The sequence below is a fragment of the Methylobacterium planeticum genome, from assembly GCF_008806345.1.
GTDB classification, from domain to species: Bacteria; Pseudomonadota; Alphaproteobacteria; order Rhizobiales; family Beijerinckiaceae; genus Methylobacterium; species Methylobacterium planeticum.
On sequence record NZ_VZZJ01000009.1, the window covers coordinates 1 to 14,570 of the forward strand.

Here is a 14,570-nt window from a genome sequence, read left to right on the forward strand (position 1 = left end):
GCCCGGTAGCTCGTCAGGCTCATAACCTGAAGGTCACAGGTTCAAATCCTGTCCCCGCAACCAAACACGAAGGCAGCAACGCTCAACCCCGCCGGGCTCCAGCTCGGCGGGGTTCGGCATGTCCGGAATCAGGCCTCAGCGTGCGCAAGCTTCGCATCATCGGCATCGGCGCCGGCAATCCCGAGCACCTCACGCTTCAGGCCGTCCGGGCCCTCGAGCAGGTCGAGGCCGTGTTCGTCCTCGACAAGGGAGAGGTCAAGGCAGACCTCCTGCGCCTGCGCCGGGAGATCTGCGAGCGCTTCATCACCCGTCCGTTCCACTTCGTCGAGGCGCAGGATCCCGAACGCGACCGGAACCCGCAAGACTACGCCGCCGCCGTCGAGGCCTGGCACACGGCGCGCGCGATCCTCTACGAGACACTGATCGACCGGGAACTCGGGGAGGGTGGCTGCGGTGCCATCCTGGTCTGGGGCGACCCGGCGCTCTACGACAGCACGCTGCGCATCGTCGATCGCATCGTCGCCCGCGGCCGTCTCGCCCTCGATTACGACGTGATCCCGGGCATCAGCAGCGTGCAGGCCCTGGCCGCGAGCCATCGCATCGCCCTGAACCGGATCGGCGGTCCGGTCCATATCACGACGGGACGCGCCATCGCGGACGGCTTGCCGCCGGATGCCGAGAGTATTGTGGTGATGCTCGACGGCGATCCGCGCTTCGACCATCTCGACCCTGAACTGACCATCTACTGGGGTGCCTATCTCGGCACACCGAACGAGATCGTTCTGTCCGGGCGCCTCGGCAGCATCGCGAGCGAGATCCGGCATGTCCGCGCCGAGGCCCGCAGCCGCCACGGCTGGATCATGGATACCTATCTGCTCCGGAAGCCGGACGGCCGCTGAATCGCGCCGGCGCGGCCATTCGGCCACGGACAGGCTCTGCCCTTGCGCGCTAGAGGCGTCCGCATGCCGGTGCTTCGTCCCTACCAGCGCGCAAGCCTCGACGCGCTCACTGATTCCTGGAAGCGGGGAGGGCGGAACGGCCTCATCGTGCTGCCGACGGGCGCCGGCAAGGCGCTCGTCATCGCCGCCCTCGTGCGCGAGACGCTGGCCCGTCACCCGGACCACCGCGTGGTCTTCGTCACCCACACCCGCGAACTCATCGACCAGAACCACTCCGAGCTCCTGGCCTACTGGCCCGACGCTCCGGCGGGATTGTACTCGGCCGGTCTCGGCCGGCGGGAGGCCGGGGCCCAGATCCTGTTCTGCGGCATTCAATCCGGTTCGCGGACGGCCGCAGCTTCTCGGATCTCCGGCGTCTCCACGACCCTGCGGCCTGATGCAGGGCAGGGGGCTCGGAGCCCCCTCGCCCCTCAGGGCACCTGGCTGTCCGGCCGGAAGAAGAGCCCGGCCTTGAGGCTGTCCCCGATGCGGTGCGCCCGCTCGATCATCGTGCCGGCGACGGCGGGCTCGAAGACCGCGTGAGCCGTGTCCTCGAACAGGCCTAGCCAGCGCGCGAAATGCGCGGGCTCGAGCCCGCCGAGGGCCTGATGCTTGCCGAAGGGATTGCCCTTGTACCGGCCGGATTTCAGCAGCACCGACGACCAGAAATCCTGGATCACCGCGAGATGGCGCGGCCAGTCGGAATCCGGAATGGCGCGGGCGAAGACCGGGCCGATCATATCGTCCTGGCGCACCTTCGCGTAGAAGGCGGCCAGGAACGCCGCGAGGCTCGTCTCGGTCAGGGTCGCGTCGGGCATCGCGGTCCGGGTCCTGATCTCCCATTCACGCGAAAGCTCCTATCAGGTCGGGGAGGGGCATTGCACGTGCAGCCCGGGGGCAGGGCACCGACGTCCCCTCACCCCAATGGCGCGCGAGCGGGTGGACGGCCCCAGCTGAGGGCGACTCCCAATTCGCGCGACCGGCGCCGTCCCGATCCGATCCGATCCGAAGCCAGAGCACGCCCTCATTCACCCCCTTCGACATCTTCTGGTTCCATAATATATCTTATGCGAATGGAATTGCCGAGGTTCGGGAGTGGTTCTCCCCGCCCCAGGCTGTCAGCGAACCGAGACCTTCACCTCCGACTCGAAGCCCGTGCCGTCCGGGTTGATGACGAAGATCCGGTAGGTGTCGATCCCCTCGAAGCCCTCCTCCGCCTCATAGACCATCTTCAGACCCGGAACCCGCTTGGTGTTGCAAGCCACGAGCGGCGAGCCGGCGCCGTAGCGCGGAAAGGAATCGGCTGCGGCGAAGTCGACCCTGCCATGCTTCGGTGCGGCGAGCACCCGAACCACGGTCGGTCCCTGCGTGCTGCAATCGGGAAAGAGCGAGGCGAAGAATCCGATCATGCGGGCTTCGCCTTTCGGAACGACGCGCGTCATCGGGAAAACCGGCGGGACGGGTTCGGGGGCGGGAGCCGCGGCGGGGGCTGCCGTGCCCTCGGCGGTTCCGGCAGGCGCGGGTCCACACAGGAGCAGCGTCGAGGTCAGGGTCAGAATCGTCAGGCGCATGGATCATCCTGCCGAAGGCGTCACGCCTTGATACCCGAGATTGCAGACCTGGTGGCGAGCCGCGTTCCTCGGGGCAGGGCGGCTCGATCCCCGGCCGGTCCGCTCACTCGCCGATGCGGCTGCCTTCGCCCCTCCGCCGCCATTCGGGCGCAGGGTGGCGCCCCTCGGCAGGCGCCTTATCATCCCCCCTGCCCTTCACAGGCTGAAATCGGGCGAAGCGGAGCGCGAGCGTCGGCAGAATCAGGAGATTGAGGAATGTCGAGGTCACGAGTCCGCCGAGAATCACGATGGCCATGGGGCCCTCGATCTCGCGTCCGGGCTCGCCGGCGCCGAGCGCCAGCGGCAGAAGGCCGAGGCCCGTGACGAGGGAGGTCATCAGGATCGGCACGAGGCGGTCGGCCGCGCCCTCGATGGCGCTGTCCGCGATCCAGGCCCGCCCCTCGACGCTCACGAGATGCTCGTAATGCGAGACCATCATGATGGTGTTGCGCAGGCTGATGCCGAACAGGGTCACGAAGCCGACGATGGAGCCGAGCGACAGCACCGCACCGGTCGCGAAGACAGCGAATACCCCGCCGACGAAGGCGAAGGGGAGATTGACGAGCACCAGCAGGAGGTTGCGCAGGGAGCCCGTGACCACCGCGAGCAGCAGCACGATGCCGAGCCCGGCCAATGCCGAGTAGGTGAGGAGATCGCGGCGCGCCCGCCCCTGCGCCTCCGCCGAGCCCGAGAAGGACACGTAGACGCCCTGCGGCAGACGCACCTCGCGGGCGATCTTGCGCTTGGCGGCGGCGACGAACGAGTCGATGTCCCGTCCGACGACGTTGGCGGTCACCGCCTGGACGCGCTGAGCCCCCTGGTGCTGGACCTGATAGCGGCCCGAGGTCTCGTAGATGTCCGCGACCTGCGAGAGGTGGATATAGGTGCCGCTCGGGGTGCGCAGGGGCAGGTCCCCCACCGCGGTCAGCCGCGCCCGCATTCCGGCATCCAGGATGACGATGACGTTGAAGACGGCGTTTCCCTCGTAGGATTGGCCGACGATGTCGCCCTGATAGGCGGTCCGCACGGATTCCAGCACCTCGATGGCGTCGAGCCCCCAGTGGCGCAGGTCGTTGGGGCGGAGCCCCACGTTGATCTGCGGCAGGCCTGCGGGCGAGGCCTGCTGGATGTCGCTCGCGCCGCGCACCTCCGCGAGCTCCTTGGCGACCTCCCGGGCGGCGGCCTCGATCCGGTCGAGATCATTGCCGATCAGGTTGATCACCACCGGGGCGGTGAAGCCCGAGACCGTCTCCTCGATGCGCTCGGTGAGGAAGGTCTTGAGCGAGAAGGCGGCGCCGGGAAATCCCGCCATCAGGCCGCGGATCCGCGTCTCGACGGCCTTCTGGCCGGCACCGTCGAGGTCGAGCTCGAGGTCGATGTGGATCTCGCTGTAATGCGTGCCGGCCGTGTCCTGCCCCGCCTCGGCCCGCCCGATCTGGGAGGCCACCGAGCGGATGCCGGGGATGCGCAGCAGCTCGTCCGTGATCCGGGCGCCGAGGCGCTGCGATTCCTGCAGCGAGGTGCCGGGTGCCGCGGCCATGTGGAGGATCAGGTGGCCCTCCTTGAGGTCGGGCAGGAAGGTGCCGCCGAAAAACGGTGCGATCCCCGCCCCCATCAGCGTCAGCACGATGCCGGCCGTGATGACCGTGCGGGGGTGGCGGTTGATCCGGCCCAGCAGCCGGACGTAGACGCCCCGCGACCATCGCATCACGGGCGGGTCCCGGATCTCGCCCTCGCGCCGGCCGGTGAGCAGCAGCATGGCGAGGGCCGGCGTGACGGTGAGCGCCACGCCGAGGGACGCGACGACGGCGAGGATGTAGGCGAGGCTCAACGGCCCGAACAGGCGGCCGGCGACGCCCGAGAGGGCGAGCACCGGCAGGAACACGAGGAGCACCGCGAAGGTCGCGTAGGCCACCGCCGTACGGACCTCGAGGATCGCGTCGAGGACCACCCTCCCCTCCGGCAGCGGCCGGCTCAGGCGGCGGTTCTCGCGCAGGCGGCGCACCACGTTCTCGACGCCGATCACCGCGTCGTCCACGACCTCGCCGATGGCGATCGCGAGGCCGCCTAGCGTCATGGTGTTGAGGCTCTCGCCGAGCGCCTGCAGCGCCAGCACCGCCGTGATCAGCGAGAGCGGGATGGCGACGGCGCTGATGACGCAGGTGCGCCAGTCGTACAGGAAGGCGAACAGCACCACGATGACGAGGATGCCGCCGAGCGCCAGGGCCTGCAGGACATTGCCGTTGGCTACCCGGATGAAGTTCTCGGGCCGGAACAGGTCGGGGCGCAGGACCACGCCCTCGCGCTCCAGAGCCGGCCGCAGGTCCTCGAGGGCGGCCTCGACGCGAGCCGTGACCTCGCGGGTGTTCGCCCCGTACTGCGCACCGACCATCAGCAGCACCCCGGGCTTGCCGTCGACGAGGGCGGCGCTGATCGGGGGCTCGGGTGCCGCCACGACATTCGCGACGTCGCCCAGCACCACGCTCGCCCCGCCCTCGTTGATCAGGACCGTGCGGGCGACCTCGGCGGGCGTGAGCGCCTGCCCCTCGGTCTGCAGGACGATGCGCTGGTTGGCGGTGTCGACGAAGCCCGCGCCCCGCACGCCGGTGGCCTTGCGCGCCGCCGCGAGCACGTCGTTGATCGCGACCCGGAAGCGGATCAGATCGCTCGGACGCACCTGCACCTGCAGCGAGCGGATGCCCCCGCCATAGACCGAGACCTGCGCGATGCCAGGCACCGCGAGGAGACGCAGCCTCACGGTCCAGTCGGCGAGGGTGCGCAGGTCGAGGCTGGAGCGCGTCTCCGACGTCAGCCCGACGAGCAGCACCGTGCTGGTCGAGGAGGTCAGCGCCGTCATGGCGGGCGGCATCACGCCCTGGGGCAGGCGGCCGGCCAGGGCCGTCAGGCGCTCGGTGACGAGCTGGCGCACGCGGTAGATATCGTTGCCGGTGCCGAACACCGCCGTGATGACCGACAATCCCTGGATCGAGGACGAGCGCAGCGACTCGATGCCCGGCAGACCGTTCACCGCGACCTCGATCGGCTGCGTCACCAGTACCTCGACCTGCTCCGGGTTGAGGCCGGGCGCCTCGGTCTGGATCACCACCGAGGGCGGCGCGAATTCGGGGAAGACGTCGTACTTGGCGTCGCCGAGGGTCATCAGCCCGAAGGCGAGCACCGCGAAGGCCAAGGCCAGCACGACGCCGCGGAAGCGGACCGCGAAGGCGACGAGGGCCGCCTGCGGCCCGGACGGGGATGTCGTCACGTCAATCGTCGTCCGCGCCGCCGGAGACCTGAAGCAGGCTCTTCATCTCCTCGGACAGGAGCGCCTGCGCACCCTTCAGGACGATCTCGGTCTCGCCGGGGAGATCCCCGACCACGTAGGCGTCGTCGGACATCGGCGTGTTCGCCTTGAGGGGATGGCGCACGAAGGCGTTCTCCGACAGGCCGCGATAGACCCAGGTCCCGCCCTGCCAGTGCACCACCGCATCCTCCGGCACGAGGATGCCCGTCACGGCGCGATCGGCCGGGAGAAAGGCCAGGGTGCTCATGCCCGGCATCAGGCCGCTGTCGCCGGCCACGATGTAGAAGAAGCTCTGTCCCTGGATGCGCGGGTCGGTGCGGGTCGCGGGCGAGACGAAGCGCAGGACGACGCGGCTCGATTGCGGCGGCACCTCCGCGAAGGCGACGCCGGGGCCGCCCTTGAGGGTCTCGCCCGGCGGCAGCGTGACCTGCATCAGGAACTCCGTCCGCTCGATCAGGCGACCGATGACGGGCGAGCGCTCGACGATCGCCTTGCCGATCACCGGACCCCATTCCTGCTGCGCCGTCGCCGCGAGGGTGCGCAGCTGGGAATCCGCCGCCATCAGCGCCGCCTGATCGGTCTGGTAGGTCCCCTCCGTCGTCTCGACCTGCACGGTGGTGGCGTATTGGCCGAGATTCTTCGCGCGTAGGGAGGCGCTGCGCGAGACCTCGGCCCGGGCCTGGGCCGTCTGGAGCTGCGCCCTGGCGCTGGCGTAGGAATTCGTCAGCTCGGTCACCCGGGCGAGATCGAGGACGCTGCCATAGGCCTGCAGTTCCTCCCGGTGGACCTTCGCCTCGACGCGCGCCGTCTCGAGCCCGAGGCGTGCCCGCTCCTCGGGCTTCAGGCGGACCACCGTGCGGCCATCCTCGACCGCGGTGCGCGCGGCGGGCAGGTGGGGGCGCTCGGCCGGCGCGGGGTTCACGCGCTCGCGCCAAGCCGAGAGCAGGGGCATCGCGCGCGTATGCAGCCCCGCGAGATACGGCGCGCCGGCCTCCGTGACGGCGAGAACACCCAGGGCCGCGGCGGCGAGGATGAGCAGGACGATGAGGATGGGGCGCCGCCGCTGAAACAAGACCGCCTCCCCTCCCCGCATGCAGCCGGCCGGCATTCCCGCTCGGCTTCGCATTTTGCCATTTTTGCCCGGAAATCGGTGCCGAATCTACCCAGTCCGGGACTTATTCCGCGTCCCTCCCCGCCGCTATGGCGGTGCGTCCGATCCGACCATCGGCATGTCGACGTGGAACCGAGCCCCCTGCCCCGCCCGCGGGACGGTCAGGCTGCCGCCGAGCTGGCGGGTCAGGTTCGCGATCACCCGCATGCCGAGGCTGCGCGAGGCTCTGGTGATATCGAACTCGGAGGGCAGGCCGATCCCGTCATCAGCGACGTCGAGGACGAGGCGCTCGCCCGCGTGCTCGGCGCGGATCCGGATCTCGCCGCCGGCCTGCGGATAGGCGTACTTGATGGCGTTGGTGACGAGTTCGTTGACGAGAAGGCCCAAGGGCACGGCCTGATCGGCCGTGACCTGCACCGGATCCGCCTTGCAGAGGAGCCGGTGATGCGGCGCGCCGCTCTGCAGATTCGCCGTCAGGGTCTCGAGGAAGAGCGCGAGATCGATCACCCCAGGCTCCGCGTGGCGCCAGAGCTGGTCGTGGACGCCGGCGATGGCCTCCACGCGGCTCCGCGCGTCGATCAGGGCATTGCGCACGTCCTCGCTCTCCGAGGCCTTGGCCTGGAGCGCGAGCAGGCTCGCCACGATGGTCAGGCTGTTCTTCACCCGGTGGCTCATCTCCCGGGCGAACAGGTCCTGGCGCACGAGTGCCGCCCTCAGCAGCCCCTCGGTGCGCAGGCGCTCGATCGCGCCGCCGAGCAGGTTGGCGAAGCCCTGCATGAAGGCGATGTCCGCCTCCTCGAACATGCCCTCACGCGTGTCGTCCACCTCCAGCACCCCGAAGGCGCCGTCGCGGTTCTCGATCAGCACGTTGATGGCACGGCGGATCCCGTGCTCGGCCATGAGCTGGGGCGTGCGGAAGCGGGTCTCGTTCTCGAGATGGTTCGAGATCACGGGGCGGCCCGTCTTCAGGGCGAAACCCGCCGGCGAGGCGAGATCCGCCCCGATGCGGGCCTTGCCGATGACATCCGGCCCCCAGCCGATGCCGGCCCGCACGAGGAGGCTGTCCTCTCCGCGCCGGTACTCGAGTGCCTTGCAGAACTCGGCGCTCATGCCCTCTGCGCAGAGTTCCGTGGCCCGCTGCAGCAACCGGTCGATCTCGTCGCCGCGCAGGGCCTCGACCCCGAACTCGGAGAGGATGGCCTGCTGGCGCAGGCGCGTCGTCAGATCGGCGGGGCCGCTCTCGTTCATGGGTCGGGCTTGTCTCGATGCGGCCACGGGGCACGGCCGCCCGAAGCGTGTAGCGATCCGAGCGGCAGGATGAGGGCAGCGCGGCGATTCCGGATCCGCCGTGCCGTCCGGATCGGCCCCGCAGCACCCGCCCCAGGGACCTCGACGAAGACGAACCGCGACAAAGCGAGCGATTCATCCGAAGCGAGGATGTCGCGCCGATCAATCCCGTGCGCAGCGTCACGTAGCAAGGCGATAAACCGGATTAAAATGAGCCCGCTTTACTCGTAACTCAGCGCACGCCGCGCAGGTCATCTTCGATTTATATTCCGTCTGGTGAAAGCAGAGCGAGGCTCTGCGGCGAATCATCATTCCATGAGAAAGGAATAATCGATGAGACTCTTCGTTGCGGCGACTCTCATGACCACCCTCGCGGGCATGCCGCTCGCCGCGCAGGCGGGCGGCAACGGCGGCGACCGGCAGGCCGCGGGCGGCGGGTTCATGAGTTCCTACATCAGCGACCCCTACCACGATCCGCGCTCGTCCTTCTCGCAGCTCCGCGGCACCGGCCAGATCCTGGGACAGCCGATGGTGTCGGAAGGCGCGGGCTTGCGCGCGTCGCCGCGCATGATCGTCGAGCCGCACTGGGCCGTCGGCAGCTCCGCGCCACGGGGCCGCTGACCGTTTAATCCTAGGCCGTCCCGCTGGAAATTCGAGCCCGCGCCGTCGCGACCGGGCGAGGCCGACGTCGTCTTTGCGGTGCACAGGGCGCCCGGTCGGGCACCGACCAGTCCATCACCATCATCGTTGCGGGAGCAACCGAGCGGGACAGACCGCCCGGGCCCGGCGCGCGCCGCCGGCCACGCTTCCGCACGCCGCAGACCTTCGTCACGACATGAGGATCGACGTGGACAACATCATCCAGGGCATCTCGAACTTCCGCGGAAACGTCTTCCCGGGTCAACAGGACATGTACCGGCGGCTCGTCCGGGATGGCCAGCAGCCGAAGGCGCTGATCATCGCCTGCGCGGATTCCCGCGTCTCGCCGGAGCACATCACCCAGATGGGCCCCGGCGAGCTCTTCGTCTGCCGCAACGCCGGCAACATCGTTCCTCCCTTCGCCCAGCAGAACGGCGGCGTCTCCTCGGCCATCGAGTACGCGGTCGTCGCCCTCGGCGTGCGGGACGTCGTCGTCTGCGGCCATTCCGATTGCGGCGCGATGAAGGGGCTGATGCACCCCGAGGCCCTGGAGAACATGCCCAACGTCGCGGCCTGGCTGCGCCACAGCCACGCGGCGAACCAGATCGTCTGCGAGGCCTATCCGGAGGGCATGGATCCCAAGGACCGCCACCGGGCGCTGGCCCTCGAGAACGTGGTGGTGCAGCTCAACCACCTGCGCACCCACCCGAGCGTCGCGGCGGGCCTCGCCAAGGGCCAGTTGCGCCTGCACGGCTGGTTCTTCGAGCTCGAGACTGGGAACCTCCTGGCCTATTGCGGCACCCGGAGCCGCTTCGTGCCCTTCGCGGAGGCCGATGGCGAGATGCCGGTCGCCCAGGCCCCCGCCGTGCGGGTCGCGGCCCCCGAGATCGCGGGCTCGTTCCCGGCCGCCGCCGAGTGAGCGCGGGCATGCGCCGATTCCCCGCCCTCCCCCTGCCGGCATCCCTGGCCCCGTCCCTCGCGCGCGATCTGCCCGCCTCCTTCGTGGTCTTCCTCGTGGCGCTGCCCCTCTGCATGGGCATCGCCATCGCGTCCGGCGTGCCGCCGGAGCGCGGCCTGATCACCGGCATCATCGGCGGCATCGTGGTGGGGATGCTGGCCGGCTCGCCGCTGCAGGTGAGCGGCCCGGCCGCGGGCCTCGCGGTCATCGTGTTCGAGTTCGTGCGGACGCACGGGCTCGGCATGCTCGGCCCCGTCCTCGTGCTCGCGGGTGTCTTCCAGCTCGCCGCCGGGGCGCTGCGGGTCGGGGGATGGTTCCGGGCGATCTCGCCCGCGGTGGTTCACGGCATGCTGGCCGGCATCGGCGTCCTGATCGTGCTGGCGCAGATCCATGTCCTGGCCGACGGGGCGCCGCAGGCGGGTGGCTTCGACAACCTCGTGGCGATCCCGGCAGCCTTCTTCAACTTCGTGTCGGGGTCGGGCGATCGGACCGGGGCGATCGTGGTCGGCCTCGTCACGATCGCGGCGATGATCGGCTGGGAGCGGTTCCGGCCGGCGCGCCTGCGCCTCGTGCCCGGCGCCCTGATCGGTGTGCTCGCCGGCACGATCCTGGCCGTGGCCGGGGGATTGGGCGTCAAGCGGGTCGAAGTCCCGGAGGCGATCCTGTCGAGCCTGTCCCTGCCGGGGGCTGCGGAATGGGCGCGGCTCAGCGAACCGGCCATGATCGTGATGGCGCTGAGCCTTGCGGTCATCGCCAGCGCCGAGAGCCTGCTCTCGGCCTCCGCGGTCGACCGGATGCACGATGGCCCGCGCACGCAGTACAATCGCGAGCTCGGGGCGCAGGGCATCGGCAACGTGCTCTGCGGCCTCGCGGGCGGCCTGCCCATGACCGGCGTCATCGTGCGCTCCTCCGCCAACGTCCAGGCGGGCGCCATGACGCGGGCCTCGGCGGTGATGCACGGCACCTGGATCCTGGTCTTCCTCCTCGTGCTGCCCTGGGTGCTCGTGGTGGTGCCGACGGCTTCGCTCGCCGGCATCCTGGTGGTGACGGGCTGGCGCCTGGCGAGCCCCGCCCATGCGCGGCATCTCTTGGCGCGGTACGGCCTCGTCACGGCGGCGATCTGGCTCGCGACCCTGGTGATGGTGGTGGTGACCGACCTCCTCACCGGCGTGCTGGTCGGCCTCGGCCTGAGCCTGCTCCAGGCGCTTCCGGCGCTCCGCAAGGGCCCGCTCCGGATCGAGCGCGACGCAGCGCCCGCGGCCGGCGTGCCGGAGCTCCGGCTGGCGGGCTCGGCCACCTTCCTGCAGCTGCCCCACCTCAACGAGGCGCTGGAGGAGGCCTCGCAGGGGAAGGCGGTCCGCCTCGGCGTCGACCGGCTCCACCACGTCGACCATACCTGCCTCGAGATGATCGCGGATTGGGCGGCGCGCCGGAGGGCGTCCGGCACGCGGGTCGAGGTCGTGGGCGGATCGGGGCGGCTGCGCGAGACCCTGGCCGCGGCCATCAAGCCGGCGAGCCCTGCCCCGGCGCACTGACGTCGGCCGGGCGGACCTGGGAGCCGGTGCCGTCACGAGCGGCACCAGCCCTCGTTATGGCTGAACCGCAAGGCCTCAGATCGACGCCCCGGCCTCGATCGAGAACAGGGACGGGACGCCGGGCGCCGCCTCACCGCTTTCGACGGGGGCGAACCGGATCTGGGGATCGGCCGTCAGCAGGCGCACGAAATCGCCGGAGGCCGCCAGGGCGAGGTCCGCGGCCTTCGTGCGCGACTCGATCCGCGCGAGGGTGTTCATGGCCGGTCCGAGCACCGTGAACTCGGCCCGAAGCCCATCGTCGAAGACGCCGACGAGGACTTCGCCCGCATGCAGCGCCACCATCACCCGCAGGACGGGCAGGCGCGATCCGCGCCTCTCCCGGTTCAGGTCGGCGAGCCGGTCGTGGATCGTGCCGGCGCAGGCGAGGGCGGCCCGGGCCTGCCCGGCCGGGGTGCCGACCACGAACTGCGCCAGCACCCCGTCGCCGACGTACTTGTCGACGATGCCGCCATGGCCGGTCACCGCCGCGTGGACGAGGGCCCGCACGTCGAGGAGCGCGCGCACCACCTCCTCCTGCGGCCGCTCACGGGTGAGGGCGGAGAAGCCGCGAATGTCGACGGCCATGAGGCAGGCATGGCGGTGGCGCACCGCGCCGATGCCGCCCTCCCGGGCCAGATCCACCGCGACGCTGCCGGGGACGAACCGGGCGAGGAGGGTCCGCTCGTGCTCCAGCCTCAGGGCCGCCGTGACGGCGCTGCGCAGCCGCCGCACCCCGTCGATCACGACGAGGCTCGCTGCCGCGAAGGTGAGCAGGCCCGGCACCTGATCGGACAGGGTGATCTGCGGGCCGAGGAAGCCCTCCGGATGCACGAGGCCGATGAGGATCGCCCCGCCCCAGGCGACGGTCACGACCCCGGCAAACAGCATCGTATGGAGCACCCGCATGCGCAGGCCCGTCTGGAGCAGCAGCAGGAAGGCTGGAAGCTGGCTCACCGCATCCGAGGCGTCGTCCACGGCCCCTGCCCCCGCCAGCATGTGCTCGACGATGACGTAGACGGCGAGTCCCGCATTGAGCCCGGTCTCGCCCCAGGCGAGGGCCACCGAGCGCCGCCCGGGCTCGCGCTCGGCCAGGGCGACGGAGACCACCCCCGCGGCGTAGCTCGCGAGGATGAACCAGTGGCTGAGCGCGTGGAGCGATCCGTCGTAGACCTGCGCCGTCATGAACAGGACGAGGACGATGACGACCTGGAGCGCGACCATGCGGCCGCTGGAGGTCGCCTGGAGCAGGCGCAACGCCGCAGGCTCGCCGCCGGCCTCCTCGCGCGGCGGCGCCGCGCCCTCCCGCTCCCCGAGGACCTGGCGCCCCCTCACCCGACGCGGCTCAGGCGGCGTGCGGCGCCGAAGCGATTGAGGAAGCGCGGCTCCTTCTCGGGCGCGATCCGGATCGCGAGGTGGAGCGCGCCGCCCTCCTCCATGCGCCGGTCGAGCACCTCGGCATTCTCGTAGAGCCAGTTCAGGGAAGCCCCGTCCTCCGGCGGCAGGATGACCGCGAAGGTCGACCGGCTGCGGGCGATGCGCGCCTCGATCCGGCTGATGAGGGCGGCGAGCCCCTCCCCCGTCAGCGCCGAGACCAGGACCGGTGCGGCGCTGTCCCGGTCGTTGCGGTCGGCCTCGCGCCCCATGGCGCTGAGGTTCAGGAGCCGGGTGCGCTCGTCCGCGTCGAGGAGGTCGGCCTTGTTCCAGACCTCGATGATCCGGTCGGCGCTCGTCTCGATGCCGAGCTCGTCGAGGACCTGGCCCACATCCTCGGCCTGGGCCTCGGTATCGACGTGGGAGACGTCGCGCACGTGCAGCAGGATATCGGCCTCGATCACGTCCTCGAGCGTCGCCCGGAAGGCGGCGATCAGGGGCGTCGGCAGTTCGGAGATGAAGCCGACCGTGTCCGACAGGATCACGGTCTCGCCGTGGGGCAGCTTGGTGGCGCGTGCCGTCGGGTCGAGGGTGGCGAACAGCATGTCCTGCGCCATCACCTCGGCCTTGGTGAGGGCGTTGAACAGGGTCGACTTGCCGGCATTGGTGTAGCCGACGAGCGCCACGATCGGGTACGGCACGCGCGCGCGGCTCTGCCGGTGGAGGCCGCGGGTGCGGGTCACGGAGTCGAGATCACGCTCGATCCGGGTCATGCGCTCCTGGATCATGCGCCGGTCCGCCTCGATCTGGGTCTCGCCCGGGCCGCCGAGGAAGCCGAAGCCGCCGCGCTGGCGCTCCAGGTGGGTCCAGGACCGGACGAGGCGGCTGCGCTGATAGGCGAGATGCGCGTGCTCGACCTGAAGCCGGCCCTCGCGCGTCGAGGCGCGGCGCCCGAAGATCTCGAGGATCAGGCCGGTGCGGTCGATGACCTTGGCGCCCCACGCCTTCTCGAGATTGCGCTGCTGGACCGGAGAGAGGGCGCAATCCATCACCACGAGGCCGATCTCGTCGGCCTTGATCAGACCGGCGAGCTCCTCGACGCGCCCCTTGCCGAGATAGGTCGAGGGGCGGATCTTGGCCAAGCTCAGGGCTGAGGCTTCGACCACGTCGAGGTCGATCGCCGCGGCGAGGCCGACCGCCTCGTCGAGGCGGGCCGGGCTGGAGCGCGGCGTCTGGCGGTCGGCCGCCCCGGACGCCTGGGCCGCGGCGGCGCGGGTCAGGTAGGGGCCGACGACGAGGGTCCGGGTCGCGGCCGCGATCTCCCCCTCGGGGGCGGCCATCGCCTGGAGCCGGGCTTCGCCCGGGGTGAGAGTCTCGCTCATGAAGCCGTGCCGCCCGTGTCCTGCATCGTCAGGACAATGGGTCTTCGTCGGCAACAGACAAGGGCGCAGGCCCCTGCCGGCCGTGGAATTCCCCCGCGAGGGCGTTAAGGGAATCAGGCCTTGTCGGGCGCGGTCTCGTCCGGCTCGAAGAGCTGGACCGGATGGCCGGGCATGATCGTCGAGATCGCGTGCTTGTAGACGAGCTGGGAGTGCCCGTCCCGGCGCAAAAGCACGCAGAAATTGTCGAACCAAGTCACGACACCCTGCAGCTTGACCCCATTGACGAGGAAGATCGTCAGCGGAATCTTGTTCTTGCGGACATGGTTGAGAAACGTGTCCTGCAGGTTCTGTGCGCGCTCGCCCGCCATTCTTCTTATCCTTATGTTGTCCTGGCGC

Annotated in this window: 13 protein-coding genes; 5 read left to right on the top strand and 8 right to left on the bottom strand. The window is 70.3% G+C overall.

The annotated features are described in order from the left end of the window. The first annotated feature begins 140 nt into the window (after positions 1-140). Both cobF and F6X51_RS29025 read left to right on the top strand, forming a co-directional pair. Positions 141-899 carry a precorrin-6A synthase (deacetylating) gene (gene cobF, locus F6X51_RS12285; protein WP_150963962.1) on the top strand — a complete coding sequence of 253 codons (759 nt, stop codon included), beginning with the start codon at positions 141-143 and terminating at the stop codon, positions 897-899. Between the two features lie 63 nt (positions 900-962). Beyond that, entirely contained in the window at positions 963-1,481 is a 519-nt protein-coding gene (locus tag F6X51_RS29025) for a DEAD/DEAH box helicase (RefSeq protein ID WP_191970095.1), read from the top strand. Here F6X51_RS29025 and F6X51_RS12295 read toward each other — a convergent pair. The 5 genes from F6X51_RS12295 to F6X51_RS12315 form a co-directional block, all read right to left on the bottom strand. After that, positions 1,370-1,756, bottom strand: a complete 387-nt coding sequence (locus F6X51_RS12295; protein ID WP_150963963.1) for a group III truncated hemoglobin — start codon at positions 1,754-1,756, stop codon at positions 1,370-1,372. The genes F6X51_RS29025 and F6X51_RS12295 overlap by 112 nt on opposite strands. Before the next feature lie 300 nt (positions 1,757-2,056). Further along, positions 2,057-2,509, bottom strand: a complete 453-nt coding sequence (locus F6X51_RS12300) for a hypothetical protein (protein ID WP_150963964.1) — start codon at positions 2,507-2,509, stop codon at positions 2,057-2,059. A gap of 103 nt (positions 2,510-2,612) precedes the next feature. Further along, positions 2,613-5,813, bottom strand: a complete 3,201-nt coding sequence (locus F6X51_RS12305) for an efflux RND transporter permease subunit (RefSeq protein ID WP_150963965.1) — start codon at positions 5,811-5,813, stop codon at positions 2,613-2,615. Between the two features lies 1 nt (position 5,814). Beyond that, on the bottom strand, positions 5,815-6,945 hold the full coding sequence (locus F6X51_RS12310) for an efflux RND transporter periplasmic adaptor subunit (RefSeq protein ID WP_150964117.1): 1,131 nt from the start codon (positions 6,943-6,945) through the stop codon (positions 5,815-5,817). 105 nt (positions 6,946-7,050) lie between these two features. Beyond that, entirely contained in the window at positions 7,051-8,211 is a 1,161-nt protein-coding gene (locus F6X51_RS12315; protein ID WP_150963966.1) for a sensor histidine kinase, read from the bottom strand. A gap of 372 nt (positions 8,212-8,583) precedes the next feature. On the opposite strand from F6X51_RS12315, the gene F6X51_RS12320 reads away from it, so the two are divergent. The 3 genes from F6X51_RS12320 (at position 8,584) to F6X51_RS12330 (ending at position 11,382) form a co-directional block, all read left to right on the top strand. After that, positions 8,584-8,871: a hypothetical protein gene (locus tag F6X51_RS12320; RefSeq protein WP_150963967.1), complete on the top strand. Its 288-nt coding sequence runs from the start codon at positions 8,584-8,586 to the stop codon at positions 8,869-8,871. A gap of 226 nt (positions 8,872-9,097) precedes the next feature. Then, positions 9,098-9,808 (top strand): carbonic anhydrase, encoded by a 711-nt coding sequence (locus F6X51_RS12325; protein ID WP_150963968.1) that lies wholly within the window; start codon positions 9,098-9,100, stop codon positions 9,806-9,808. A gap of 8 nt (positions 9,809-9,816) precedes the next feature. Continuing rightward, positions 9,817-11,382 (top strand): SulP family inorganic anion transporter, encoded by a 1,566-nt coding sequence (locus F6X51_RS12330; RefSeq protein ID WP_407658519.1) that lies wholly within the window; start codon positions 9,817-9,819, stop codon positions 11,380-11,382. Positions 11,383-11,457: 75 nt separating this feature from the next. Here F6X51_RS12330 and F6X51_RS12335 read toward each other — a convergent pair whose 3' ends face one another. The 3 genes from F6X51_RS12335 to hfq form a co-directional block, all read right to left on the bottom strand. Further along, on the bottom strand, positions 11,458-12,753 hold the full coding sequence (locus F6X51_RS12335) for an adenylate/guanylate cyclase domain-containing protein (RefSeq protein ID WP_246696769.1): 1,296 nt from the start codon (positions 12,751-12,753) through the stop codon (positions 11,458-11,460). After that, positions 12,750-14,174 (bottom strand): GTPase HflX, encoded by a 1,425-nt coding sequence (gene hflX / locus F6X51_RS12340; protein ID WP_150963969.1) that lies wholly within the window; start codon positions 14,172-14,174, stop codon positions 12,750-12,752. The genes F6X51_RS12335 and hflX overlap by 4 nt, the downstream gene beginning before the upstream one ends. Positions 14,175-14,287: 113 nt before the next feature. After that, the gene (gene hfq, locus F6X51_RS12345; protein WP_009866358.1) at positions 14,288-14,542 is read right to left on the bottom strand and encodes an RNA chaperone Hfq; all 255 of its coding nucleotides are present in this window, start codon (positions 14,540-14,542) and stop codon (positions 14,288-14,290) included. Between the last annotated feature and the right edge of the window lie 28 nt (positions 14,543-14,570).